Raw genomic sequence first — 23,625 nt, forward strand, 5'->3', positions numbered from 1 at the left:
ATGAAAGTCTTCAGTCGCTCGATACCGGGCCATTAATCCGTAATATTCCCTGGGTGAAATATTCGGGTCCGGTCAGATGTCGAGGAACCGGATGTCCTTGGCGTTCTTCTGAATGAATTCGCGGCGGGACTCGACATCCTCGCCCATGAGCACTGAGAAGACCTGATCGGCCGCGGCGGCGTCGTCCATGGTCACCTGCAACAGAGTCCGGTGTTCGGGATCCATGGTCGTGTCCCAGAGCTCGGTGTAATCCATTTCGCCCAGACCCTTGTAGCGCTGAATGCCGTTGTCCTTGGGCAGACGCTGGTTGTTCGCCAATCCGCGTGCCACAACCTCATCGCGTTCCGCATCCGAGAAGACGTAGTCATCGGGAGCGTTCGACCACTTGATCCGGTACAGCGGAGGCTGCGCAAGGTAAACGTAACCGGCCTCGATCAGCGGGCGCATGAAGCGGAACAACAACGTCAGCAAAAGTGTGGTGATGTGCTGGCCGTCGACGTCGGCGTCGGCCATGAGGACGATCTTGTGGTACCGAGCCTTCTCGATCTTGAATTCCTCTCCGATGCCCGCGCCGAATGCGGTGATCATCGACTGGACCTCGGCGTTGGACAGCGCCCGGTCCAGGCGCGCGCGCTCGACGTTGAGGATTTTCCCTCGCAACGGAAGGATCGCCTGACGCTCGGGGTCACGCCCCTGAACGGCGGAACCACCCGCGGAGTCGCCCTCTACGAGGTAGATTTCTGAGATCTCCGGGTTCTTGGACGAGCAATCCTTGAGCTTTCCCGGCATTCCTCCGGATTCCAGCAGGCCTTTGCGGCGAGTGGTCTCGCGCGCCTTACGAGCAGCCATGCGAGCCTGAGCGGCGGTGATGGACCGACGGACAATGTCCTTCGCTTCATTGGGATTGCGCTCCAGCCAGTCCCCCATTTGGTCCCATACCTCGCGCTGGACGAAGGTCTTGACCTCTGAATTGCCGAGTTTGGTCTTGGTCTGGCCCTCGAACTGAGGCTCGGCGATCTTGACCGATATCACCGCGGTCAATCCCTCGCGGACATCTTCTCCGGTGAGGTTCTCATCCTTCTCTCGGAGGAGCTTGTTATCTCGCGCGTATCGGTTGATCAAGGAGGTCAGCGCCGTGCGGAAGCCCTCTTCGTGGGTTCCGCCCTCATGAGTATTGATCGTGTTGGCGTAAGTATGGACCGATTCCTTATAGGACTCGGTCCACTGCATCGCCAGTTCGAGCGAGAGCTTTTTCTCGCTGTCCTCAACCTCCAGGGAGATGACGTCCTCGTGGATCACGTTGGTGTGCTGGCTGGCGTTCAGGAATTTGACGTAGTCAAGGAGGCCGTCGTCGTACTGGTATACGACGACGCGATATCCCTCGGCCGTGGTGCCCTCTTGATTGATCTTGGGCTCGGCGGACTTTTTTTCCTCGGCAACCTCGTTTTCGAAGTTGGCGGCCTCTCGCTCATCCGTCAGGGTGATACGGAGTCCCTTGTTGAGGAAAGCCATCTGCTGGAAACGCGCCCGAAGTGTCTCGTAATCGAATTCGACGGATTCGAAGATTTCCGGGTCAGGGTAGAAGACCTGTTGCGTACCGGTCTCGGTGGTTTCTTCCCCGCGGGTCAGGGGCTCATCGATGATGCCTCCGTCATGGAAACTCGTGGTCCAGACGTAGCCTTGGTTTCGCACGGTGGTGACCACTCGTGTGGAAAGCGCGTTGACCACAGAAATGCCGACGCCATGCAGACCGCCGGAAACGGCGTAGCCGCCACCACCGAATTTGCCACCTGCGTGGAGTACCGTCATCACGACCTCGACGGTCGGCTTGCCCTCGGTGGGGTGCATGTCCACGGGGATTCCGCGCCCATTGTCCACGACCTTGACGCCGCCGTCGGCCAACAACGTGATCTCGATGTGATCGCAATACCCGGCGAGCGCCTCATCCACGGAGTTGTCCACGACTTCGTATACAAGGTGGTGCAATCCGCGTTCACCGGTGGAACCGATGTACATGCCGGGACGTTTGCGAACTGCTTCCAGGCCTTTGAGGACCGTAATGTCGCTCGCGCCGTATTCGTGCTTCTCTTCGGCTGCCACTTTGAGGTTTCAGCTCCTAGTTTCCAGGCGCCTCGAAGGGCCCGGTCCGGGGATGGCGGGCCGGTGCGCGAAGTCGATAACATAGTGATGTAATCGGGACGCTGCGCTGGCCACCTTTTGATCTACTGAACATTCTACCGGACTTCGCCCTTCACAGGGCCCATATCGCTCAGCTCAGAGCATGCCCCGAGAAGGACGATGGCTTTCACAGGCCCGCGATGGGCCTTTGACGCGGTTTGCCCCTCGCTCATGTGGGTCCACACTCTCGGAAGGCTGGGACCAAGAGAGACCGATTGAGCCGGTTGGGCCGACCGGGCACGGCTGATTCCTGGACCCCGCCCCTCCCATCAGGATGTTTGCAGGGTTAAAGTAGCCATCAAGTACGAAGAAAGGCTCGAAATGACCGACCGAGAATTGCCTGACCTGGTGGAATGGCTCGAGATGGTTGCCGACGAGCTCGATTTGCCGCGCGACGTCGTGGTTCCGGGACCGATACTCAAGATGACCAAGGACGTGGCTCACGGAATCGTCCGACCGGGCGCACCCACTAGCTCGTACCTTGTGGGGGTGGCTCTCGGGTTGCGCCTGGCTGCTCAACCCGACCCCGCCGTTCCTGTGGAAGACCAACTCAAAGAATTGTCCGAACAGATCCGAGAACTCGTCGCCCGGACACAGCGCCAAGCTGGGATCGATCCGGACGCAGGTGAATAGAGTTCCATGAGTCGTAGTGAATCCCGCACCAGGGTCATTCGAGTGGATCAAGACGGCCGCAGAGAAGCGCGTGCGGACATGGTCGCTGCCGAAGAACCCCTCGAAATCCGCGTCAACGGGCGTCGCCTTGCGGTGACCATGCGAACCCCGACCGAAGATTTCTCTCTCGCCGCAGGCTTTCTGTTGAGCGAAGGCGTAATTACCGACGGCGAACAGGTATCGTCGATCAGGTATTGCCGCAAGGACTTCGGCCCGGGAGCCGAAGACGGGGACAACACCGTCGACGTCGTCCTCCAACCTTGGGTCTTGCCCCCTTTCCATTACCAGGAACGCAACGTCGTGATGTCGAGCGCGTGCGGAATGTGCGGTCGAACGAGCATCGATCAGGTGCATCAGAAATCCTTGTTCCCGGTTGACGAGGACCCTCTGCGCTTGTCGGAGGAATTCGTGCTCGAGATGCCGGAAATCCTGCGGGCCAAACAAAAAGTCTTCGACCGCACGGGCGGACTGCACGCCGCTGGCCTTTTCAACGGTGAGACCGGGGAACTGGTCGCTATTCGAGAGGACGTAGGTCGCCACAACGCCGTCGACAAAGTCTTGGGCTGGGCTCTCCTGCAAGGGAAGCTTCCGCTCAGTCAGCACGTTCTGATGGTTTCGGGGAGAGCCAGCTTCGAGTTGACTCAGAAAGCGGCCATGGCAGGCATACCGATGTTGGCTTCGGTATCTGCGCCGTCCTCTCTGGCCGTTGACCTCGCCAAGGATGCGGGCATGACCCTGGCCGGCTTCGTCCGGGGCAATCGGTTTGTGCTGTACAGCGGCGATCACCGGGTCCTGCCCGTCTCAGAACTCGCCTACCCGTAGGTATCTCGTGGCCCTCGGCCGCCTGGGGCCACTCGCCGTCCTTTGCGCCATGTCGGTACGTTCGGTCCGAAAACGCTGATCTTCGTCACGATCCCGGGGCCCAGTTCTGATTCAAAGGTATGCATCAGTTGCGGCGTCATGGTGCGCAGAATAGTCGCATAGTTCGTCGAGTCGCACCGAATTACGACCTCCGAGTTCTCATAGTTCTCAGGTGTCGAATGGGCCGCGATGGAAGGACCGACGATGTCCGACCATCTGGCGAGAACACTGCTGACCGCGACCGGTTCTTTCCATCCACGTGAGGCGATCATGTGGTTGATCACTGACCCCAAACCCTGCGGATCACGTGAGGATTTCCCGGGACCCGTATATCCTCCCAGTGTCCGAGGGTCCCAGCCTTCTTCTCGCCACCGCCTCTTGGTGGACTGCCCGGGTTCGGCGGAGACGATCTCACCGAAATCGCGTATAACCTTCTTCGCGGCATTACCCGTGAGTCGGCCTTCCCCCCGTTCTTTGGCTGCGGTGCGCAGCCGTTGCAATAACGACGCCGGAGCGTCGATTTGGTTCTGTTCAAGGGACCGACGGGTGGCCTCCTCCGGGGCATCGTCCGAACGGGAAGGTGTCATTCTTCGGGGTCACCGCCTTGAGCCACATCGTCCTCGACATGCACGTCTTCGGCGACCACCGCTTGCCCGGGGCTGACCCTGACAATACGACGAGCGGCATCGAGCTCTTTCGGGAGGTCTTGTTCGACCGCGCAAGTCACGAGCACTTGTTCGGCGCCGGAGACGATCCTTGCAAGTCGGGCACGACGTGTGGCGTCGAGTTCGGCAAAGACGTCATCCAGGATCAGAATGGGGCATGCGGATGGATCATCGTGATCCGCCTGATGCATGTACCAGGAGCCAAGCCGCAAGGCCAGAGCATAGGACCATGTCTCTCCGTGGGATGCATATCCTCGCGCAGGAATGTTCCCGAGCATGAGCGTAATTTCATCGCGATGCGGACCGACGAGGCTCATCCCGCGTTCGATTTCCTCCGTGGCTCGTTCCTCGAGCGCGGATTCGATCATTGCTCCCAATTCAAGCAACGGGATTCGTGCCAAAGACACGATGTCAGACCCATCCCGGGGCCCTAGAGACGACGATTCGTAGACGAAACCGAGGTTCTTGCCGCCGTCCGTGAGTTGTTCGTACGCCCGGTCGGCTTGAGGCAACAGTCCGGCAAGCACTTGGAAGCGTGCTTGCATGATGCGTGCACCGAGATTGACGAGCTGACCGTTCCACACATCGAGCGTTGCCTGCTCGTCCTCGCCCAAAGCCTTGCCCGGCCCTCGTCTGCGGAGGGACTTGAGAAGGGCATTTCTTTGACGAAGAACTTTTTCGTAGTCGGCACGGTATCCGCCCAGAACCGGGCGAAGTGAAACGGCAAGATCATCGACGAAACGACGCCGACCGGCAGGTTCTGCCTTGATAAGTCCAAGGTCTTCCGGAGAGAACAGAACCGTCTGACAAATCCCGAGAGCTTCTCGGACGCGAACCGGAGCTGCGCGATTGATACGAACCCGGTTGGCTTTGCCAGGGGTGATCTCGAGTTCCATGACTGTCTGCTGACGGCCCCGGATCACTCGCGAGCGGATGTAGGACCGGTCGGCTCCGACCCTGATGAGCGGAGAGTCGTTGCTGACACGGTGCGAGGCCAAATTTGCGCTGTAATCGACAGCCTCGACGATGTTGGTTTTCCCCACACCGTTGGGACCGACCATGACGGTCAGTCCGGTAGTCAGTGGCAGATCCAAGAACCCGTAGGTTCTGAAGTCCATGAGCGAGAGGTGATCTATATACACCTCGCGGCCCCTTTATTGGTTCGGCAGACGTACGGGCATCAACAGATAGCGGTAGTCCTTACCGTCTTCACCTTCGGGGTCGTCTTGAGCGGACAAAACGGCCGGCTTGGGCGGCGTCGTGAAGGAAAATCGCACGTACTCACTTCCGAATGCGTGCAGACCTTCGCTCAAGTAGACCGGGTTGAAAGCAACTGTGATGTCGTCGCCGTCGAGTCGGGCATCGAGTATTTCATTGGCTTGTGCGTCTTCTCCCGTACCGGCGTCCAAGGCAAGTTGGCCCTGTGAAAAGGCAAGACGAACAGGTGTGTTCCGTTCGGCCACCAAAGACACTCGACGAACTGCTTCCACCAATTCCGAGGTCTTGACGACGGCATGAATCGGCGTCTGCTCCGGGAAAAGAGAACGGATTTTGGGGTATTCGCCGTCGACCAGGAGACTCGTGGTGCGGCGTCCACCCGATTCGAAGCCCACCAATTCGTGAGAATCGGACAACGCAAGGTTCATCTGGCCGGCATTACCCAGAGTCTTGGCGACCTCGTTCAAGGTTTTGGCCTTGATAAGAGCCGCCGTGGAAATCTCCGGGTCAGTGGGTTCCCACGTGAGTTCCCGCATGGCAAGGCGGTAGCGATCCGTGGCCAGAAGGGTCATGGTCGAACCTTCAATTTCCACACGTACGCCCGTGAGGATCGGAAGAGTGTCGTCTTTACTGGCTGCCACGATGGTCTGAGAAATTGCGTGCGCGAAAGCAGCACCATCGACGGTTCCGGAGATTTCAGGGAGCGCGGGGAGATCCGGGTATTCGGAGACTGGCATGGCTGCCAGGTTGAACTTCGAGGAACGGCAGCTCAGATAGACCTTGGAATCGCGGGTTTCCAACTCGACGGGTGCCGAGGGCAGGGAACGGCAGATGTCCGCGAGCAGACGACCTGAAACAAGGGTTTCGCCTTCTTCAATGACTTCGGCTGCAATGTTCAGCTTGGCCGAGGTCTCGTAATCGAAGCTCGCGATGGAGACCTCGTTGCCCGAAGCCTTGATCAGGAGGCCTGAGAGAACCGGTACGGGCGGACGAGGCGAGAGAGAACGTGCCGTCCATGTGACGGCTTCGGCCAGTACGTCCCGGTCAACTGAGAATTTCACGTGCGCGAAGTCCCTCTCTGGAAGATGGTGGGTCTTTGTATAGAGCCTACCGGAGACGGAGTCTCCATAGGATTCTTGTAATTACGGATTTCAGGCGGGGGGCTCCTCCGGTTCCGCCGGCAGGACTCGGAACAGAGTTTTGTTATTTGGAATGATCTCTTTAAACGATGGGTAGTGTTAATAACCCGTGTGGATACTGTGGATAAGTGCCTCAAGCGGTGCCGGCGCAGGGTTCAGGCTGTAGACAGGATGTGGGTTAAAGCGGTCACTCTGGTGGACGGGATGTGCAGAGTTCTGAGGGCCTATGAGCCGACTCCACAGGTTCTGCCTTTGCGTCCCCTTAAGGTCCACAGGTTTTGGGGTTTATTCCACAAACTTATCCACAGGTGTTAATAAACAGCTCTTGTCGCGTGATTCCGCGGAAGTGTGGATAACGTCAGCCCTCGCGCTGCTGCTGTTTGATCCTGTTGGTGAGCTCGGTGACTTGGTTGAAGATCTGACGACGCTCCCCCATGAGCTTTCGAATCTTCCGATCCGCGTGCATCACGGTGGTGTGGTCACGGCCGCCGAATTCCTGTCCGATCTTGGGCAAGGACATGTCTGTCAGCTCCCGAAGCAGATACATCGCGATCTGGCGGGCCGTCACGAGAGTGCGGTTGCGCGATTTGCTGCGGAGCTCCTCCAAGGAAATTTCGAAATAGTTCGCGGTCTGGCCCAGGATCGCAGAAGAAGTGATTTCCGGGACGCCGTCATCGGTGATCAGATCTTTGAGTACCAATTCGGCCAGGGGCAGATCGACCCGTTGCTTGTTCAGCGATGCGAACGCCGTCACACGGATCAGGGCACCCTCGAGTTCGCGGATGTTCGTGGTGATGTTGGATGCGATGTACTCCATGACGTCCCCGGGAGCATCCAGGTTCTCGTTCTGAGCCTTCTTCCGGAGGATCGCAATACGTGTCTCCAGCTCGGGAGGCTGAACATCAGTGATCAATCCCCACTCGAAGCGGGAACGCATGCGCTCTGCGAATCCGGAGAGTTGTTTGGGCGGCAGATCGGAGGTGATCACGATCTGCTTCTTGTGGTTGTGCAAAGCATTGAAAGTGTGGAAGAACTCTTCCTGCGTGTGCTCTTTGCCCGCCAAGAACTGGATGTCGTCAATGAGAAGCAGATCCACGTTCCGATAGATCTGTTTGAAACTGGAGCCCTCGTCGTCGCGAATCGAGTTGATGAAATCGTTGGTGAATTCCTCGGAGTTCACATACCGCACGCGGTGATTCGGGTAAAAGCGTTTGGCATAGTGACCGATTGCGTGGAGCAAATGCGTCTTGCCCAGCCCGGAGTCCCCGTATATGAACAAAGGGTTATACGCGCTGGCCGGATTCTCTGCCACGGCAAGTGCCGCCGCGTGAGCAAAACGGTTGGATTGCCCGATCACGAAAGTATCGAACATGTACTTGTCGTTGAGGCGTGCTGAGCTGTCCCATTCGATGTCGTCCTGGGTTCGGTCATATGAGTCACGCGGAATATTGCGTACCTGATGAGGAGGGTCCACTCGAGGCGCAGGCAATTCGACGTCGTTCCTCTTGATGCGGGGGGCGCTGGCTTCATCCGTGTGCTGCACGTCGACGGGCGAAGTATGTGACGTGGCGTGGCCTCGTTCGGCTTCGAGCTCATTGATCGGCGGAATCGAAACGCCGGATACGGTCACCGAATTCTCGTGGTTGAGAGACGGTTCAGGCGTCGACTGGGAGACAGACGAGCTCGTTGTCCGGTTTTCCTGGGGTGCGGACTGTTCTGAGCGCTGTGGTTGCTGATCTTGTGCCTTCGCGGGGGCAGCCGACGTGGATTCGGAGACATCCATCTCAGGGTCGATGACGAACGCTTCGGTGATGTCCTCGCCGAAGGTCTTGGCGATGGCCTCTTTAAACGCCTGATGAATATCTGACTGGAAGATTCCGCGGGTGTATTCGTTGGGGACAGCAACGATCAACGTGGTGCCGAAGAGCCCCTGTGGTTTGGCCAGGGGAAGAAAAGCACGCAAGCGGCGGGCGATGGCGGCATTTGCCTGAAGATCCGTAATACACGCGTCCCACTGGGACTGGATCTCGTTGTTGCCCTGAATGCTCACTGTTCTCCTTGTATTGAGGGGACGTCCGGCACAGCCTCGGTCTCTTCGGATTCCACTCGAACTTGTCACCGTGAGACGGGCACGTCCGGCCGAGATAAGAAGGTCCGCCGAGGGCTCATCCACGGGTTGTACCCAAGTTCTCCACAACCTTGTACACAGCTGTGGATAATGTGGATAACCGTAGATGGCTCTAGCTAGCTTAGGCCATCCCGGAAGCCGCCTGAGGCCCAAATCCGCGGGAAACTGTAATCACAGCTTTGTAGTTTCCCGGCATGCCGCGGGCTGTGGGCTGGCAAAAAAATTTGGGATTATCCACAGCTGCGAATCGTGGCGAGTGCACAGCATGTTGAGATGGGCGACCCTGGGGGAAAGAGGGGGTCGCAAGGGTGTGTCCTTGGTCTAGTTCGCCGTTCCTCCACGGAAGTGACTTGACCAGGGCGTTGATCTGCTCGTAGAGTTTGTTAGTCGTCTGCGCGTTGGACTATGCCCATATGCCGGAATCCGCTGTCTTGGGATGATCCGGAATTGGAAATGGATGTCCGACGGCGCAGGAGAACCGAAAGCGCCAATCCTCTGACTCTTTGCATGAACATCGCCCGCAAGGACCCAGACCAGGGGTAGGCCCGAACAAACAGTCTTGGAGTTACCACAGTGAGCAAGCGGACTTTTCAGCCGAATAACCGCCGTCGTGCCAAGAAGCACGGCTTCCGTCTTCGTATGCGCACCCGCGCCGGTCGCGCCATCTTGGCTAACCGCCGGTCCAAGGGTCGCTCTTCCGTTTCGGCATAACTGACTCCCCTGTTCATGGGGCGTCAACCGGTGCAGGTCTCCGAGGGGACCAAAATACCAAGCGCCAACCCGGTCTGCGTTGAAGGAGCCTTGACGTGCTGGCACAACAGCACAGGATGAGGACTTCTGTACAGTTCTCAATGACTACACGTTCCGGCGTCCGTAGCGGACGCCGGAACTTAGTTCTATATGTGCTCCTTACACATAACTCCTCCCCCAGCATCAGCGGATTCGTCGTATCGAAGGCCGTAGGCAACGCCGTCATGCGGAATCTCGTCAAGAGAAGACTGCGTGAGCTGGTCGCGGAGACCATCAAATGGAAGCCATACGGCATGAGCATCGTCGTCAGGGCGCTGCCCGCGTCGGCCAACGCGTCATGGGATGATCTGGTAGGTGACTACCGGAATGCTTGGAACAGCATTCAGCGAAAACTTGAGGCGCCGGAATCGGGACCGGTTCAAGCATGTGAACCAAGGCAGGCCGGTAGACCGCAATGACATGCAATCATGGCAGGGACGCCTCTGCCGATCAGGTGGCTTCCGAAGAGCGTTTGTCGAACGCACCGGCGGAATACGTACATCCGAATGGGGCCGGGCAAGCGGTCCGGACACTTCCGCAGAATATTGCTATCGCGTTCCTGCGTTTGTATCGACGGATTATCTCGCCTTTGTATGGAGACGTCTGCCGGTATTTTCCGACCTGCTCGGCGTACGGGCTGGAAGCGATCACCGTTCACGGACTCGTCAAAGGAATGGCGTTAACCGTGAGACGATTATTGAGGTGTCACCCCTGGGCAACCGGAGGGGTCGACCCCGTGCCTCCCGGGCGGCGGAGCTTCGCGCCGGGTACTGAGCCCAAGATTATGCTGTTGAACCATCCGCCTGCGGCGGAGAACACAATGCCCCACGAGCCTCGGGGCTAGGAGTCAATTCCTGATGAACCCAATCGACATCATTCTGTGGCCCTTCAAATGGATCGTTTCCGCGGTCCTTTGGGTCTTCCACAGTTTGTTTACTGCCATTGGCATGGACCCGGCCTCCGGTTGGACATGGGTCCTCGCCATCGTGTTCATGACCTTCGTCATGCGTCTGCTGACCGTTCCGCTGTTCATGAAGCAGATCAAGTCCATGCGCGGCATGCAGGAGCTGCAGCCCGAAATGGCCAAAATCCAGGCCAAGTACAAAGGCAAGAAGGATCAGCTCTCGCGTCAGGCGATGGCTCAGGAACAGATGGCCCTGTACAAGAGCAGAGGCGCCAACCCGTTATCGTCGTGCTTCCCGATCATCGTTCAGATGCCTGTCTTCTTCGGCTTGCTACAGGTTCTGCGTGGCGTACCCCCGGCCTCGGGCAACCATGAAGGGATTCTGGTTCTCTCGGCCGAGATGGTGCATCAATTCAATGATGCGTACATTCTCGGGGCACCGCTCTTCTCGACGCTGACTCATCCCGGTGATGGCAACCACACGACCACCGTCATTCTCGCGATCATCATGATCGTCGCTATGTCTCTCACCCAGTTCTTCACCCAGCGCCAACTCACTTCCAAGAACATGAGTGCGCAGGCCAAAGAATCACCGATGTACCGGCAACAGCAGATGCTCATGTATCTGTTCCCCGTCATCTTCGCCGTCGGCGGTATCAACTTCCCCCTCGGTGTTCTGGTGTACTGGACCGTGTCGAACTTCTGGGCCATGGGCCAGCAGTGGTGGGTTATCCGCAATAACCCGACAGCCGGTTCACAGGCCGAGAAGGAGCTCAACGAACGTCGCGCCGCCAAAGGACTGCCTCCCGTTGGCAAAAGCCGTGAGGAGCACGAAGCCGAGCTCGAGGCACAGCGTGAGCGTGCCCAGGGCGGCCAGCGACAGCAGCCGGTGAGCAAGAACCGCCAAAAGAAGAAAAAGAAGAATTAGCGCGGCCGTGCCGGGCCTCGGAAATCTTCCGGGCCCGGCACGCTGAATTCAGGTCACGTGCGGTGCATAGAGCACCCGAACCGATGACTGCGCCGGATCCACGGTGCGGAGCAGGAGAATTCCATGGTCGAACAGAATGAGGAACGTTCCGACAAGGCAGCGGTCCCGGCTGAGGACGAGCTTCACGATCACAGCGGGCATACGGAAGATCAAGATCAGAATGGCCACGAGCCGAGCTCAGAGGCTGTGAGCGATGCCGCCGAAGCCTCCCCCGCCCCGGAAGCGAGCGAGGACGAGAGCGAGATCGCCGCCGATTACCTCGAAGAACTGCTGGACATCGCCGATCTGGACGGGGACATCGACATCGAAGTCCGTCAGAACCGTGCGTATCTGTCCGTGGTCACCGAGGAGAACGAGGACGACCTGGAATTGTTGGTCGGTCGCCGAGGCGAGGTTCTGGATGCATTGCAGGAGCTCGTTCGACTATCGGTGCTTGCATCAACGGGTCAACGTTCACGACTGATCCTTGACATCGCTGGATACCGTGATCGCCGTGGAGACGAGCTGGAAAAAATGGCCAAGGAAGCCATTGCGTCGGTCCAGGAATCAGGCGATGCTTGCCACCTCAAGCCCTTGAGCGCGTATGAACGGAAGATCGTCCATGACCTTGTCGCCGAGAACGGACTTCACTCCGAATCGGAAGGCGAAGGCTCCAAACGACACATTGTGGTGTCGATGAAGTCCGAGGCTCATGATGACGCCGAGGCCGCACATTGAATTCTTCGGAGATTCAACTTTCAAGTTCAGAACGTGAAGCCGCCCAGGCGGTTTTCGGGGAACGCATCGAACTGGCCGAGCGCTATGTCGAGCATTTGGGGACCAGCGGGATCGAACGAGGTCTGATCGGCCCCCGGGAGATCCCTCGCCTGTGGTCCAGGCACGTGCTCAATTGTGCTGTCGTCGAAGCCCTTATCGAACGCAATTCACGCGTTGCAGACGTGGGCTCTGGTGCAGGACTACCCGGCCTATGTCTGGCCATCGCACGGCCAGACCTGGAAGTTGTGCTCATCGAACCCCTCGAGCGTCGCGTGATCTGGCTGGACGAAGTCATCGAGGACTTGGGTCTGGAGAACGTTGATCTGCGGCGTGGCCGGGCGGAACAATTCGTCGGAGAGATCGACGTCGACGTCGTGACTGCCCGCGCGGTTTCAGCGCTCGTGGGCCTCCTGGATATGACAGTGCCCCTCCTGCGAGGAACCGGACAGCTCTTGGCGTTGAAAGGCAAGTCTGCGGAAGAGGAAATCCAAAAGGCGCAGAAGAAGCTCAACAAGTATGGTGCTCGGTCGACGGAGATCGTGACGGTCGGAGAATCGCTCTTGGAGCAACCAACCACCGTAGTGCAGGTAGAACTGTAGCGCCCGTTGATTTCGGGACGGGTTGAGTATCCACAATGACCGACAGTTCTGCTTTCGCGGAGGCTTTCCGGGTACCCTGGTGTGATGTGGAATCAAGCAGCGGATCGTGAAAGGGACACTTGGTGGTAGGAAGACATAGGGCTCCCGACTCCGGGATGCCACCTAATCCGCAAGATCAAACCGAGCCGGTTGTTCCTGATCAGGGTCGCCATGTTTCACATGAAACGATGGATTCCATGACGTCGAGGATCAAAATCACGGACCGCCTCAAATCCCCCGTTGCGAGAGAACTCATGAACGAAAAGAAGCGCTGGAAGCAGCTAGCCAAGCAACCGGTCCCCCGCCCTGACCAGACCCGCGTCTTGACCATCAGTAACCAGAAGGGCGGCGTCGGGAAGACCAGCACGGCAGTGAACCTTGCTGCCGCGATGGCTGACCGGGGATTCGAAACCCTCGTTGTGGACATCGACCCCCAAGGGAACGCATCCACTGCCCTCAACATTGAGCATGGAATTGAAGTCGATTCGACCTACGACGTGCTTATTGAAGGCACCGCCATGGGCGATGTCGTTCAACAATGCCCCGATTACTCGAACCTCTATTGCCTACCGTCCAACATTGATTTGGCCGGTGCGGAAATTGAACTGGTTTCTCTCGTGGCTCGGGAACAGCGGCTTGACCGCGCCCTACGAGAATACGGAACGTATCGGGAAGAGCATGGGCTCCCCCGTCTGGATTACGTATTCATTGATTGCCCACCTTCCTTGGGGCTGCTGACAATCAACGCTTTCGTCGCGGCCAGGGAGGTTCTCATTCCCATTCAGTGCGAGTACTACGCTTTGGAGGGGTTGAGTCAGTTGCTCAAGAACATTGAACTCGTTCAAAAGCATCTGAACCCCACACTGAGTGTAAGTACTATTCTCCTCACAATGTACGACGGGCGCACCAATTTGGCCTCTCAAGTCGCGGAAGAGGTGCGGCAGCATTTCCCCAACGAAGTATTGGATGCTGTCATTCCCCGTTCCGTCCGAATATCCGAGGCACCTAGCTACCAGCAGACTGTTCTTACCTACGACCCCCATTCCACAGGCGCGTTGTCTTACCTGGAAGCGGCTGTAGAGATTGCCCAACGAGGTGCAGAATAGACAGTCACCAGTGAGGCCCCGGTACCTGGAGGTATCGGGGTCTTCTTTATGTGGCGACGGATTGCCTACATATAGACCACAGGCCTGATGCATTTGGGTGGCGGCTGAAATTCGTTTTCAGTCGCGTGCACCCGGCTTCGCCATGGATGGGTTTCACGTGAAACTAAATGTTTCTGGACATGGATCCAGACTGGGGCGCGGTCGTTCCTCTCCCCCGGGATGCTCGCGCCGTTTGAGTTCCACAAGGGCGCCCAGCATATCGTCACATTGCTCGGCCCAGATTCGGTTCGTGGCGCTAAATAGAGTCACAGCATAAATGAACGTCGTAGGACTTTGGCGACGCCGGATTGTTGCCTGTTGAATCGTGGTTTCACGTGAAACCGTCAAGTCGAACTACTGGACGATGTCCGAGATATATAGACAGAATGCTGTATTGAAATCCCCTTAGTTCTGGCCGACTGACCGTAATCCAACTGTTAAGGAACGGGGCACTTCTTGGGAGGGCTGGCGGCGCGATACTCCAATCTGCATCGAAATTCAGTAGGACCTTTCCGGTAGAACAGTACAACGGGAATGTTTCACGTGAAACGATAATCAAGATAGCCATTGGGCGACGAAGGCCATGTCCTGGCCCCGCGGAACACTCCGTGCGTGCAACGGATTCTGACTAGAGCCATTCCCTTGGACCATCGATAGTCGCGGGAATCCGTACTTGGGGACCAGTAAGGACAGTTTCACGTGAAACATCTGCTGGATGGCCGGTCCGTCGAAGGAGGAGTTAATCGCCAAGAACGCAAGAGGCGTCCTCGGTGCGGCACAGTACAGGCAGTCGATGATCTTGAAGCCGTGGGAGAGAGGGCTGCACTATTTACTGTTGGAGTCCACAAATACACGCAATATCAGGCGTAGAGTCCAAAAATCGAGAGACGGGGCTATAGAATGATGGGATCACCAACAGCATCATTAAGGAGCACCGTGGCTGAGCGACGTCGTGGACTAGGTCGTGGACTGGGGTCTTTGATCCCAACAACATCTACAGAAGATTCAAGTGATGCCGTGGATAACGCGGAACCTAAAAACTCATCTGTTGCTGAATCTGTTTCACGTGAAACTTCCGCTCCGAGCTCCCGACGCGAGGTCAGCGTTCCCGGAGATTCACCGGCAAAGGGCGAGAAGGCGAAGAAATCATCAGCCCGGCCCGCAAGGGACAAGCTCGAGGATAGGGATGAGTCTTCACATAGTGTAAACCAGGCGAAGAACTCTGCTCCAGGTTCGGTGAAACCCGCCAAAGATGAACCTGCAACGAGGACGGAAACTGAATCTGACGGAAAGGCAAAAACAGCATCAAGCAAATCGAATAAAAGAACAACGTCTCAGGGGCGAAATACGTCGGCCTCTACTGAATCCAGGGCACCTGCTTCTGGAAAGAGGAAAGAGTCCTCCTCTGAATCGAAAGCGAAGGGCGAAAAAGAGGGAGGGAACGCTTCTCCGAATCGCAGGTCTGGTGGCCCTCGGGCCGACATGGGTGCTGCCCTGAGGAAGAGCTCTGGGGGGCGTCGGCCGGTTGATTTCTTCTTTCAACCCTCCGAGAGCGAATCGAGCATAGCGGGAAAGGCCAGTGAAGAGTCGCAAGCTCTGCAAAACGACGGTGACGCCCCGTGGACGCAATCTGAGGAGAAGGTTTCACGTGAAACGGAGCAATCCCAGAGTGCGTCGGGCCTTGCTGAAGGGCCTGCCCAGTCCAACGGTGTGGACCAAGAAACGGACTCGAGTCTGATTCCGGTTCCGGGGGCCTACTTTGGTGAAATCCCAGTCAAGGACATTCACCCAAATAGAAAGCAGCCCCGGCAGGAGTTTGATGAGGACGAGATGGAAGAGCTCGTCCACTCGATCCGGGAAATTGGCCTGCTGCAACCAATCGTCATCCGGCCGAGCAATGAAGCGGGCGAGGAAAAATACGAGTTGGTCATGGGGGAGAGACGCTGGCGTGCGACGCAGCGAGCGGGTCTTGAAAAGATTCCTGCTATCGTGCGGGAGACCCAGGATGTGGATCTGCTCCGCGACGCTCTTTTGGAAAACCTGCACCGCAGCCAGTTGAATCCATTGGAAGAGGCAGCCGCGTACCAGCAGTTGCTGAATGAATTCGGCACCACGCAGGACGAATTGGCTGCACGCATTGGTCGGTCCCGTCCACAGATTTCCAACACAATTCGTCTTTTGAGGTTGCCTGCGCTGGTTCAGCGACGAGTGGCTGCCGGCATCCTGTCCGCTGGACATGCGCGTGCGCTGTTGTCGCTCACCGACCCGGCTGCCATGGAGAGATTGGCCCAGCGTATCGTGGCAGAGGGTCTCTCTGTTCGGTCAGTCGAGGAGATTATCCAATCGGGTGGGGCAGAGAAGGCCACCCAAAAGCCTCGAAAAGCCGCTACGCCCAGCCGCCACCATGAACGACTCGATTACATTGCTGACGCTTTTTCGGACAAGCTAGACACGAGTGTGAAGATCAATCTTGGTGCGCGCAAGGGCAAAATGACCATCGAGTTCGCGTCAGTTGACGACCTCAACCGTATTATCTCGGTGCTTGACCCGGAGATCGAGAGGGACTGAACGGACTGGGAGGCCCACGACTCATTGCCTATCTGATGGCGTCATCACAAAAAATGCCCGCTTCGTTTCACGTGAAACGAAGCGGGCATTTACGTAAGTACCTAGATCCTAGGAAAGGAAATCGGCGAATTCCTTCTCCAGTACTCCCTTCGGCTTGGCCCCGACCGAAGTCTTGGCCAGCTCTCCGTCTTTGAAGACGTAGATGGCCGGAATGGAAGTAATTCCATACTTGGCCGCGGTTTCGCCGTTATCATCGACGTTCAACTTCACGACATCGACCTTTTCGGCATATTCCTCGGCGATCTGATCTAGCACAGGGCCTACCTGACGGCAGGGCCCGCACCATTCGGCCCAGAAATCGACGATGACAGGACGGTTGTTCTGGAGGACGTCCTCTTCGAACGTAGCGTCAGTAACTGCCTTTGCGTTGCTCATATCTGATCCTTTCGAGGTGGGTGGAAATTACTCGGATTACCGAGAGAATATGTAGTTACAGGGACTCCAGGTAGTGCTGGGCATCGATGGCGGCAACGCACCCTGACCCGGCGGCAGTAATGGCCTGTCGGTACGTTGGGTCGATGACGTCGCCTGCGGCAAAGACACCTGGAACATTGGTTTTGGAGGAACGGCCCTCTACAGCGATGGTTCCCTCGGGCGTCAACTCCAGTTGGCCCTTCACCAAGTCCGTTCGCGGGTCAGATCCGATGGCGACGAACAAGCCATCAACCTCAACACGTTGCGTAAGACCCGACTTCAGGTTCTCGACCTGGAGTGCCTCGGTCTTGTGCTCCCCTTCGATCCGGACGACTGCAGAATCCCAAATGAACGTGATTTTGGGGTTGTTGAGCGCACGCTCCTGCATGATGTCGGAAGCACGGAGAGTATCCCGCCGGTGAATCACGGTCACGCTCGAGGCGAAGTTGGTGAGGAAAAGGGCCTCTTCCAGCGCGGAGTCTCCACCACCGACGACGGCAATCGGCTTTTCTTTGAAGAAGAACCCATCGCACGTTGCGCACCAGCTGACTCCGTGGCCCGAAAGACGGGCCTCGTCGTCGAGGCCCAATTTGCGGTATTCGGAACCAGTCGAGATGATGACGGCTTTCGCCTGGTGGACAGTGCCGTCCTGGAGAGTGATTTTCTTGACGTCTCCATCCAGCTCGACGGATTCGACGTCTTCATACTGGATGTCGGCGCCAAAACGCTCCGCCTGCTGTTGCATGTTGGCCATGAGCTCGGGCCCTTGAATACCCTCGATGAACCCAGGGTAGTTTTCCACCTCCGTGGTGGTCATGAGGTCACCTCCGGCCGCGACAGAGCTTGCGAAGACGACCGGAGCCAGATTGGCACGCGCAGCGTAGACGGCCGCAGTGTATCCGGCCGGCCCCGAACCGATAATCACCACGTCATGGACCTTCTCGGAGCCATGACCTTGAGGTTGCGACGTCTCGGCTTCCTGACCCTTGAGATTGATCAGGGGAGCCGCCCCCTGTGAAAAGACGCTGTCGGTCACTTATTTCCTTCCATGCGGGCCAGACGCTGGCCAGTGCGGAAGCCTCAGCTCAAAGGTCACTGAGGCTCTACGTTGATCTGTTGGATGAAACCTAGGGAGCCCCCAGAATATTCCGCAGGGCTATTCGGCACGGAGAATGACTCGCAACCCGACCAACCCATGCCCGGAAGGCCGAATCAGGGCTACTTGACGCTGATTTCGCCCACGTGGAGGCCATAGTTATAACCGCCGATGGGGGAGCTGACCTGAGGAAGCTGGGTCACATAGACGATCACGTACTGCGCCGACTTCGACTTGGCCTCGTCGGAGAGATCGACTGAAGTAGGACCGTTCTTGAACGAACCTTGGCCGGCTTTGGTGGCGCCATCGAGGCTGGGGGAGTCATTCGTGTAGACCGAGAACTGACCACCGGTACTCTTGGGCGCATCCACCGTTACCTGATTGACTTTGGCCGGTTCTTGCAACTGAGCGGCAAGGCCAATTCCCTTGATCAACTGACCGAAATTGGCATTCGAAAAACCATAACTGGTCCAGTACGTCCCCGGATTGCCATCATTAGCTTGGCCCAAGGTGCCGTCCTGATCCGACATGAAATTCGGGTTGTCGGGAATGACACGGGAAAGGTTGGCGACCCGCGGCGTCGCCGAAGAGTCCGAAGGAGAAGACGACTCACCGGAGGATTCCGAATTGGACTGGCCTTCCGCGGAGCTCACGGTACCGCTGGGGACAGATCCGGAGCTCGAAACGAGAGATCCGAGCTTGTTAAATCCGAAGACGACGAGGACGACCAACAGGATGACGACGACCGCGGCTGTGATCCACAGACCGGCTGAGCTTCTACGACGGGGCTCCTCGTCGTAGTACTCCTCATCCTCGTCGTAATACGGTTCCTCAGGGTCTTCCTCGTCCTCGTAATCCTCGTAGTCGCTGGCAGGGACGAATTCTTCTTCATCGGTGTAGTGATACCGGTTGTCGCCGTCGTACGAACTGTCTTCCTCACGCAACGAAGCCGCGGCGGCAGCGGAAGAACCGCCCGCGACGTCGGTTGCCGCGCGATCGAACAGAGTTCCCCCGCGCTGGGAAGGACTCGAAGAACGTCGAGCGGGAGGTTCCTCTCCAAAGGCCTCATAATCGGCGTCAGTCCATTCAGTTACGGGAGCAGCGGAGTCTTCTTCATCCTGAGCGACTTCCTCTTGAGGGGACGTCTCTGTCCCTACCTGCTCGTAATCCGACGAAGGAGCCACGGGAGCGTTGCCGCCCCCGAAGATCTCCCCACCGAGTTCTTCATTCTCGGAGGAAACGTCTTCCTGATTCTCCGTGAGCAGCAGATCGAGCAAATCATTCGCCTGAGCGTGAGAGGTAATCAGGTAAGTGACGTCGTCGGATTGGCCGAGGTCGAGCACCTGCAGGCTGCCCGATCGGGACCCCGTCGCGATGTCACGGGCATTTTCAATGAGCAGATCACTGTGGCTCGGACTAGCCACAAGGATCGAAACCTTGCGTTCAAGGACCTGGTCCTTGCCATCCAGAACGTGGTCCTGTGCCGCGGTGGTAACGATCTGAGCGGTCACCTTGTATCGGCCACCAAGAACGGTGCCGAGTTGAATCGCCTGCGTCAAAAGTACCCCCGCGCTAATTTGGGTCGAAGTAACAGTTCGATGATACCGGCGTTCGGGCCCTTGTGGTCCGAACTACCTGCCTAGACGTGCCTTCAGAGGTTTGAGAACACTGTCCAGCTCCCGAACATGGAAAACTCGCAGAGCCCCGAAGTAAACGACACCCATGATCAAACCGCCGATCAGAATCGTGACCAAAGCCGTGATCTGACTGTGCCACGCGAAGCCGCCAAAGGCTCCGCCACCCATCAGGTGAAGAACGATGAAGCCGACCACCCCAGCGACAATCGCGGAAACGGTGACCCGAAGGTGCGTCTTGACGATGCTGGCCAGATCGTAATCGCCGAGCCATCGGCGTAGACCCCGGTGGAAGAGCAACGTTGCCAATATATTCTGCATCGCGTATAGACCGGCCAGGCAGAAAACAATGTATTGAGGCGGCAATTTGCCGACCATGAATCCCAGGATGATCACGATCACCGCAGAAATCGCTTGGTTGATCAATGGTGTCTTGGCGTCTTCGTGAGCGTAGAAGGCCCGTCCCATCATGAAAGCGATGGTCAGGAACGGACCGCCGAGGGCAATCACGGAAATCACCTGACCGATCACAGCACCCTGGGCGGGATCACCACCACCGAAGAGCATCCCGATCGGTCCGGCATAAACGATCAGTGCCACGGCGCAGAAGATGGTCGCGACCGAAGCGACCCGAAGGCCGCGTGAAAGGGTTTCCACGAGTGAGGCGTTGTCGTTGTTATCCGCGTAGCGGGACATTTCGTTGAAGAGCACGGTTGCGATCGACAAGCCGATGACGCCGTGGGGAAGCTGGTACAACATTGTCGACTGATCGAGCACATTGTTGCCCGCGATCGGGTGGCTGAAATCCTGTTGGGACCCCTCAGGCCTGGTGGCAATACGGGCCAAAAAGAGAAAAGAAAGATTCGCGACGACTCCCGTTGCGAGGGTCCAGCTGCCGATGCGAGCCGCCGTTCCCAGTCCGATGCCCCGCCAGCCGAGTTTGATACCGAGGCCGAGCTTCAATGCCTTGAGGGGAATAAACAGAATCAGGGCTTGTGCCATGACGCCGATCGTCGCCATTCCCGCAAGCCAAAATGTTTTCTCCCCGCTCCAGTTGGAGGGATCGTGATGCGCAGTACCCCAGGATCCGAACAAGCCTATGAACACCAACAGTGAGGCGATCGCGACCACGTTGTTGAGGACCGGAGCCCACATGTAGGCGCCGAAAGCGCCGCGAGCGTTGAGGATCTGGCCGACAACCGTGTACAAACCGTAGAAGAAGATCTGCGGGAAACACCACAGGGCGAACGTCGTCCCGAAGTCGATCTTTTCCTGGGACCAGTCGTTGGCCATGATGCTGATGATCGGGCGCGCGCACAGAACGACGATTGCCGTAATGACAAACAAGCCGATGATGGCCAGGGACAGCAAACGGGAAATGTAGTCGGCGCCGCCGTCCGGCTTCTTGGACGCCTTGATGATCTGGGGAACCAGTACCGCGTTGAATACACCCGCGGCGACGAGCACGTAGATCAAGTTCGGCAGTGTATTGGCGAGGGCGAAGACGTTACCGGCCGTCGTCGAGGCGCCAATAGCGATGGCCAAGAGCATGGTCTTGACGAAGCCCAGGAGGCGAGAAACCATCGTTCCCGCGGCCATAATGGCGCTAGATCGAGCACCAGTTCGTGCCATATTTGCTAAGCCCTATCGATGAAGTTTGGGATCGGCACCGGCCCGGAACCACGCCCACACGGTTCTAGATCTGGTGGATGATGTATTCCCGAGCGATATCCGCAATCCTACGTTCGTTCGGAAACGAGAGTTTACGCCCCAAGTCGTCGATATTGGACCAGGCGACGTCGATGGCCTCGTGATCCGGGTCCTTCTCCGTAGTCAGATACCCGCCCGTTGCCTCCAACAAGAAGTGGTGCACGGTCTTGTGGACTCGGTGTCCGGAAACCGTGAACCAATAATCAATGGAACCCAAGGGCGCCAGCACATTTCCCGCGATGCCCGTTTCCTCTTCGATCTCCCGACAGGCGGCCTCCTCATTGGTCTCCTGACCCTCGGGATGACCTTTGGGGAGACACCATTCCAGACGTCCGCCACGGTTGATCCGGGCGATGATCGCTACGGGTTGCCCAGAGGTCTTCAGATCGACGACTATGCCCCCGGCAGAGACTTCTTCCACCGTGGGCAAGGGGGAAGGCGGGGTGAAAGCCCGCTTCTTCGGTGCCCGGGGTACTGGAAAAGTCATATGTCCACCTTACAGAGTTACTCCTTGACACGTGCTGAGAGCGCGAGTGTGTGACCTACACTCCGGGGTCATGTCCGCGCTTCGACCCCACTCCTGCCGCGGTTTTCTGGCACGCTTTAAGGACTATGGTTAACCTCTTTGACAGCTCCTCAATCCACCCCGCAGCCCTGGACCTCGGAAAACTCTTCGAGGATCGGGGGTTTGAGCTGTCCCTGGTGGGTGGCCCCGTACGGGATCTGTTCCTGGGTTCGGCCGCGCTGGACCTGGACTTCACAACCAACGCGACACCGGATGAGACGCTCGACGTCGCCCGCGAATGGGCCGATGCCCACTGGGAGATCGGCCGAGCCTTTGGAACCATCGGGTTGCGCAAAGGCGATGCGATGATCGAGGTGACGACCTACAGGGCCGAGGCGTACGACCCTGATTCACGGAAACCGACGGTGGCATTCGCCAGGAGACTCGAGGACGACCTCTTCCGACGAGACTTCACCATCAACTCCATGGCCTTGCGACTGCCAAGCCTTGAGCTCGTGGACCCGTACGGCGGCATTCAGGACCTTTCGGCCAATATTCTGCGAACGCCCGGTACACCCGAGGACTCCTTCTCCGATGACCCTCTTCGCATGATGAGAGCCGCAAGGTTCGTTTCCCGGCTCGACATCGACCCGGCGCCGGAAATGGTTGCGGCGATGACGGATATGGCCGCTCGAATCGACATCATTTCCGCCGAGCGAGTGCGGGATGAACTGATCAAGTTGATCATCGGCAAGAACCCGCGGCGCGGCGTCGAACTATTGGTGAGCACCGGCCTTGCTGACCATGTTCTTCCCGAGGTGCCTGCCCTGCGGCTGGAGACGGACGCCCAACACCACCACAAGGACGTCTACGAGCACTCCCTCACGGTGCTGATGCAGGCAAAGGACCTGGAGACCGACGACGACGGACCGGTTCCGTCGCCGGACTTCACTTTGCGTTTCGCCGCGCTCATGCATGACATCGGCAAACCGGGTACCCGGAAGCTAGAAGACAATGGCACGGTCAGTTTCCGGCACCACGACGTCGTCGGCTCCAAACTGGCCAAGAAAAGGATGCGCGCTCTGCGTTTCGACAACGAGACGATCAAGAACGTTGCCCGCCTGATCGAACTCCACATGCGTTTTTACGGCTACGGGGACGCCGGGTGGACCGATTCCGCGGTTCGGCGCTACGTTCGCGATGCGGGCGACCAGCTGGAGAGGCTCCATAGACTGACCCGCTCCGATGTGACGACCCGGAACAAGAAGAAAGCCCAACGGCTCGGCAGCGCGTACAACGACTTGGAACGGCGCATTTCCGAATTGGCCGAACAGGAAGAACTGGAAGCCATGCGACCGGACCTGGATGGTCAGCAGATCATGGACATTCTGGGCATTGCGCCGGGACCTATGGTCGGCAAGGCATATAACTTTCTCCTGAACATGCGGTTAGACGAGGGAAAGCTCGGGGAGGAAGAGGCTGAACGAAGCCTGAAGAAATGGTGGGCGGAACAGAACCGCGACGGCCAGGAAATGGCTTAGTCCTCTCCGGCTTGAT

21 protein-coding genes are annotated in these 23,625 nt (G+C 57.8%); 11 read left to right on the plus strand and 10 right to left on the minus strand.

All coding sequences use genetic code 11. The features are described from left to right. Nucleotides 1-72: 72 nt before the first annotated feature. The gene (gene gyrB / locus EWV35_RS08740; protein ID WP_129358280.1) at nt 73-2,100 is read right to left on the minus strand and encodes a DNA topoisomerase (ATP-hydrolyzing) subunit B; all 2,028 of its coding nucleotides are present in this window, start codon (nt 2,098-2,100) and stop codon (nt 73-75) included. 399 nt (nt 2,101-2,499) lie between these two features. On the opposite strand from gyrB, the gene EWV35_RS08745 reads away from it, so the two are divergent. Together EWV35_RS08745 and fdhD are read left to right on the plus strand one after the other, a co-directional pair. Continuing rightward, the gene (locus EWV35_RS08745; protein ID WP_129660650.1) at nt 2,500-2,811 is read left to right on the plus strand and encodes a DUF6457 domain-containing protein; all 312 of its coding nucleotides are present in this window, start codon (nt 2,500-2,502) and stop codon (nt 2,809-2,811) included. Between the two features lie 6 nt (nt 2,812-2,817). Then, entirely contained in the window at nt 2,818-3,672 is an 855-nt protein-coding gene (gene fdhD / locus EWV35_RS08750) for a formate dehydrogenase accessory sulfurtransferase FdhD (RefSeq protein WP_129660653.1), read from the plus strand. On the opposite strand, the gene EWV35_RS08755 is transcribed toward fdhD, so the two are convergent. The 4 genes from EWV35_RS08755 to dnaA form a co-directional block, all read right to left on the minus strand. Continuing rightward, a complete protein-coding gene (locus EWV35_RS08755; RefSeq protein ID WP_129660656.1) occupies nt 3,663-4,298 on the minus strand; it encodes a DUF721 domain-containing protein in 636 nt (211 codons plus the stop codon). The genes fdhD and EWV35_RS08755 overlap by 10 nt on opposite strands. Beyond that, complete coding sequence (gene recF / locus EWV35_RS08760; RefSeq protein ID WP_129660659.1) at nt 4,295-5,518, minus strand: DNA replication/repair protein RecF; 1,224 nt, start codon at nt 5,516-5,518, stop codon at nt 4,295-4,297. Before recF ends, EWV35_RS08755 begins: the two co-directional genes overlap by 4 nt. A gap of 12 nt (nt 5,519-5,530) precedes the next feature. Beyond that, nucleotides 5,531-6,655 carry a DNA polymerase III subunit beta gene (gene dnaN / locus EWV35_RS08765; RefSeq protein WP_129660662.1) on the minus strand — a complete coding sequence of 375 codons (1,125 nt, stop codon included), beginning with the start codon at nt 6,653-6,655 and terminating at the stop codon, nt 5,531-5,533. A gap of 436 nt (nt 6,656-7,091) precedes the next feature. Beyond that, complete coding sequence (dnaA, locus tag EWV35_RS08770) at nt 7,092-8,783, minus strand: chromosomal replication initiator protein DnaA (RefSeq protein ID WP_129660665.1); 1,692 nt, start codon at nt 8,781-8,783, stop codon at nt 7,092-7,094. A 651-nt stretch (nt 8,784-9,434) separates the two neighbouring features. On the opposite strand from dnaA, the gene rpmH reads away from it, so the two are divergent. The 8 genes from rpmH (at nt 9,435) to EWV35_RS08810 (ending at nt 16,649) form a co-directional block, all read left to right on the plus strand. Further along, a complete protein-coding gene (gene rpmH / locus EWV35_RS08775) occupies nt 9,435-9,572 on the plus strand; it encodes a 50S ribosomal protein L34 (protein ID WP_129358273.1) in 138 nt (45 codons plus the stop codon). A gap of 95 nt (nt 9,573-9,667) precedes the next feature. Beyond that, a complete protein-coding gene (gene rnpA / locus EWV35_RS08780) occupies nt 9,668-10,069 on the plus strand; it encodes a ribonuclease P protein component (RefSeq protein WP_129660668.1) in 402 nt (133 codons plus the stop codon). Continuing rightward, entirely contained in the window at nt 10,066-10,494 is a 429-nt protein-coding gene (gene yidD / locus EWV35_RS08785; protein ID WP_129660670.1) for a membrane protein insertion efficiency factor YidD, read from the plus strand. The genes rnpA and yidD overlap by 4 nt, the downstream gene beginning before the upstream one ends. Nucleotides 10,495-10,507: 13 nt before the next feature. Continuing rightward, a complete protein-coding gene (yidC, locus tag EWV35_RS08790; protein ID WP_129660673.1) occupies nt 10,508-11,482 on the plus strand; it encodes a membrane protein insertase YidC in 975 nt (324 codons plus the stop codon). A gap of 123 nt (nt 11,483-11,605) precedes the next feature. Beyond that, the gene (locus tag EWV35_RS08795; protein WP_129660676.1) at nt 11,606-12,259 is read left to right on the plus strand and encodes a Jag family protein; all 654 of its coding nucleotides are present in this window, start codon (nt 11,606-11,608) and stop codon (nt 12,257-12,259) included. Beyond that, nucleotides 12,256-12,897 (plus strand): 16S rRNA (guanine(527)-N(7))-methyltransferase RsmG, encoded by a 642-nt coding sequence (rsmG, locus tag EWV35_RS08800; protein ID WP_129660679.1) that lies wholly within the window; start codon nt 12,256-12,258, stop codon nt 12,895-12,897. Before EWV35_RS08795 ends, rsmG begins: the two co-directional genes overlap by 4 nt. A gap of 227 nt (nt 12,898-13,124) precedes the next feature. After that, the gene (locus EWV35_RS08805) at nt 13,125-14,042 is read left to right on the plus strand and encodes a ParA family protein (RefSeq protein ID WP_394342444.1); all 918 of its coding nucleotides are present in this window, start codon (nt 13,125-13,127) and stop codon (nt 14,040-14,042) included. A gap of 1,521 nt (nt 14,043-15,563) precedes the next feature. Next, entirely contained in the window at nt 15,564-16,649 is a 1,086-nt protein-coding gene (locus tag EWV35_RS08810) for a ParB/RepB/Spo0J family partition protein (RefSeq protein ID WP_129661063.1), read from the plus strand. A gap of 108 nt (nt 16,650-16,757) precedes the next feature. On the opposite strand, the gene trxA is transcribed toward EWV35_RS08810, so the two are convergent. From trxA to EWV35_RS08835, 5 genes are all read right to left on the minus strand, one after another. Continuing rightward, nucleotides 16,758-17,084, minus strand: coding sequence for a thioredoxin (gene trxA / locus EWV35_RS08815; protein WP_129660682.1), 327 nt, complete (start codon nt 17,082-17,084; stop codon nt 16,758-16,760). Between the two features lie 55 nt (nt 17,085-17,139). Continuing rightward, entirely contained in the window at nt 17,140-18,120 is a 981-nt protein-coding gene (trxB, locus tag EWV35_RS08820; protein ID WP_238654359.1) for a thioredoxin-disulfide reductase, read from the minus strand. A gap of 221 nt (nt 18,121-18,341) precedes the next feature. After that, on the minus strand, nt 18,342-19,730 hold the full coding sequence (locus EWV35_RS08825) for a hypothetical protein (protein ID WP_129660689.1): 1,389 nt from the start codon (nt 19,728-19,730) through the stop codon (nt 18,342-18,344). A 120-nt stretch (nt 19,731-19,850) separates the two neighbouring features. Then, the gene (murJ, locus tag EWV35_RS08830; RefSeq protein ID WP_129660692.1) at nt 19,851-21,485 is read right to left on the minus strand and encodes a murein biosynthesis integral membrane protein MurJ; all 1,635 of its coding nucleotides are present in this window, start codon (nt 21,483-21,485) and stop codon (nt 19,851-19,853) included. A 64-nt stretch (nt 21,486-21,549) separates the two neighbouring features. Beyond that, entirely contained in the window at nt 21,550-22,050 is a 501-nt protein-coding gene (locus tag EWV35_RS08835) for an NUDIX hydrolase (RefSeq protein WP_129358263.1), read from the minus strand. 125 nt (nt 22,051-22,175) lie between these two features. Between EWV35_RS08835 and EWV35_RS08840 the strand changes: the two genes are divergently transcribed. Then, nucleotides 22,176-23,609 carry a CCA tRNA nucleotidyltransferase gene (locus tag EWV35_RS08840; protein WP_129660694.1) on the plus strand — a complete coding sequence of 478 codons (1,434 nt, stop codon included), beginning with the start codon at nt 22,176-22,178 and terminating at the stop codon, nt 23,607-23,609. Nucleotides 23,610-23,625: the final 16 nt, after the last annotated feature.

This window comes from Rothia uropygialis (genome assembly GCF_004137765.1).
Classification (GTDB): Bacteria; Actinomycetota; Actinomycetes; order Actinomycetales; family Micrococcaceae; genus Rothia.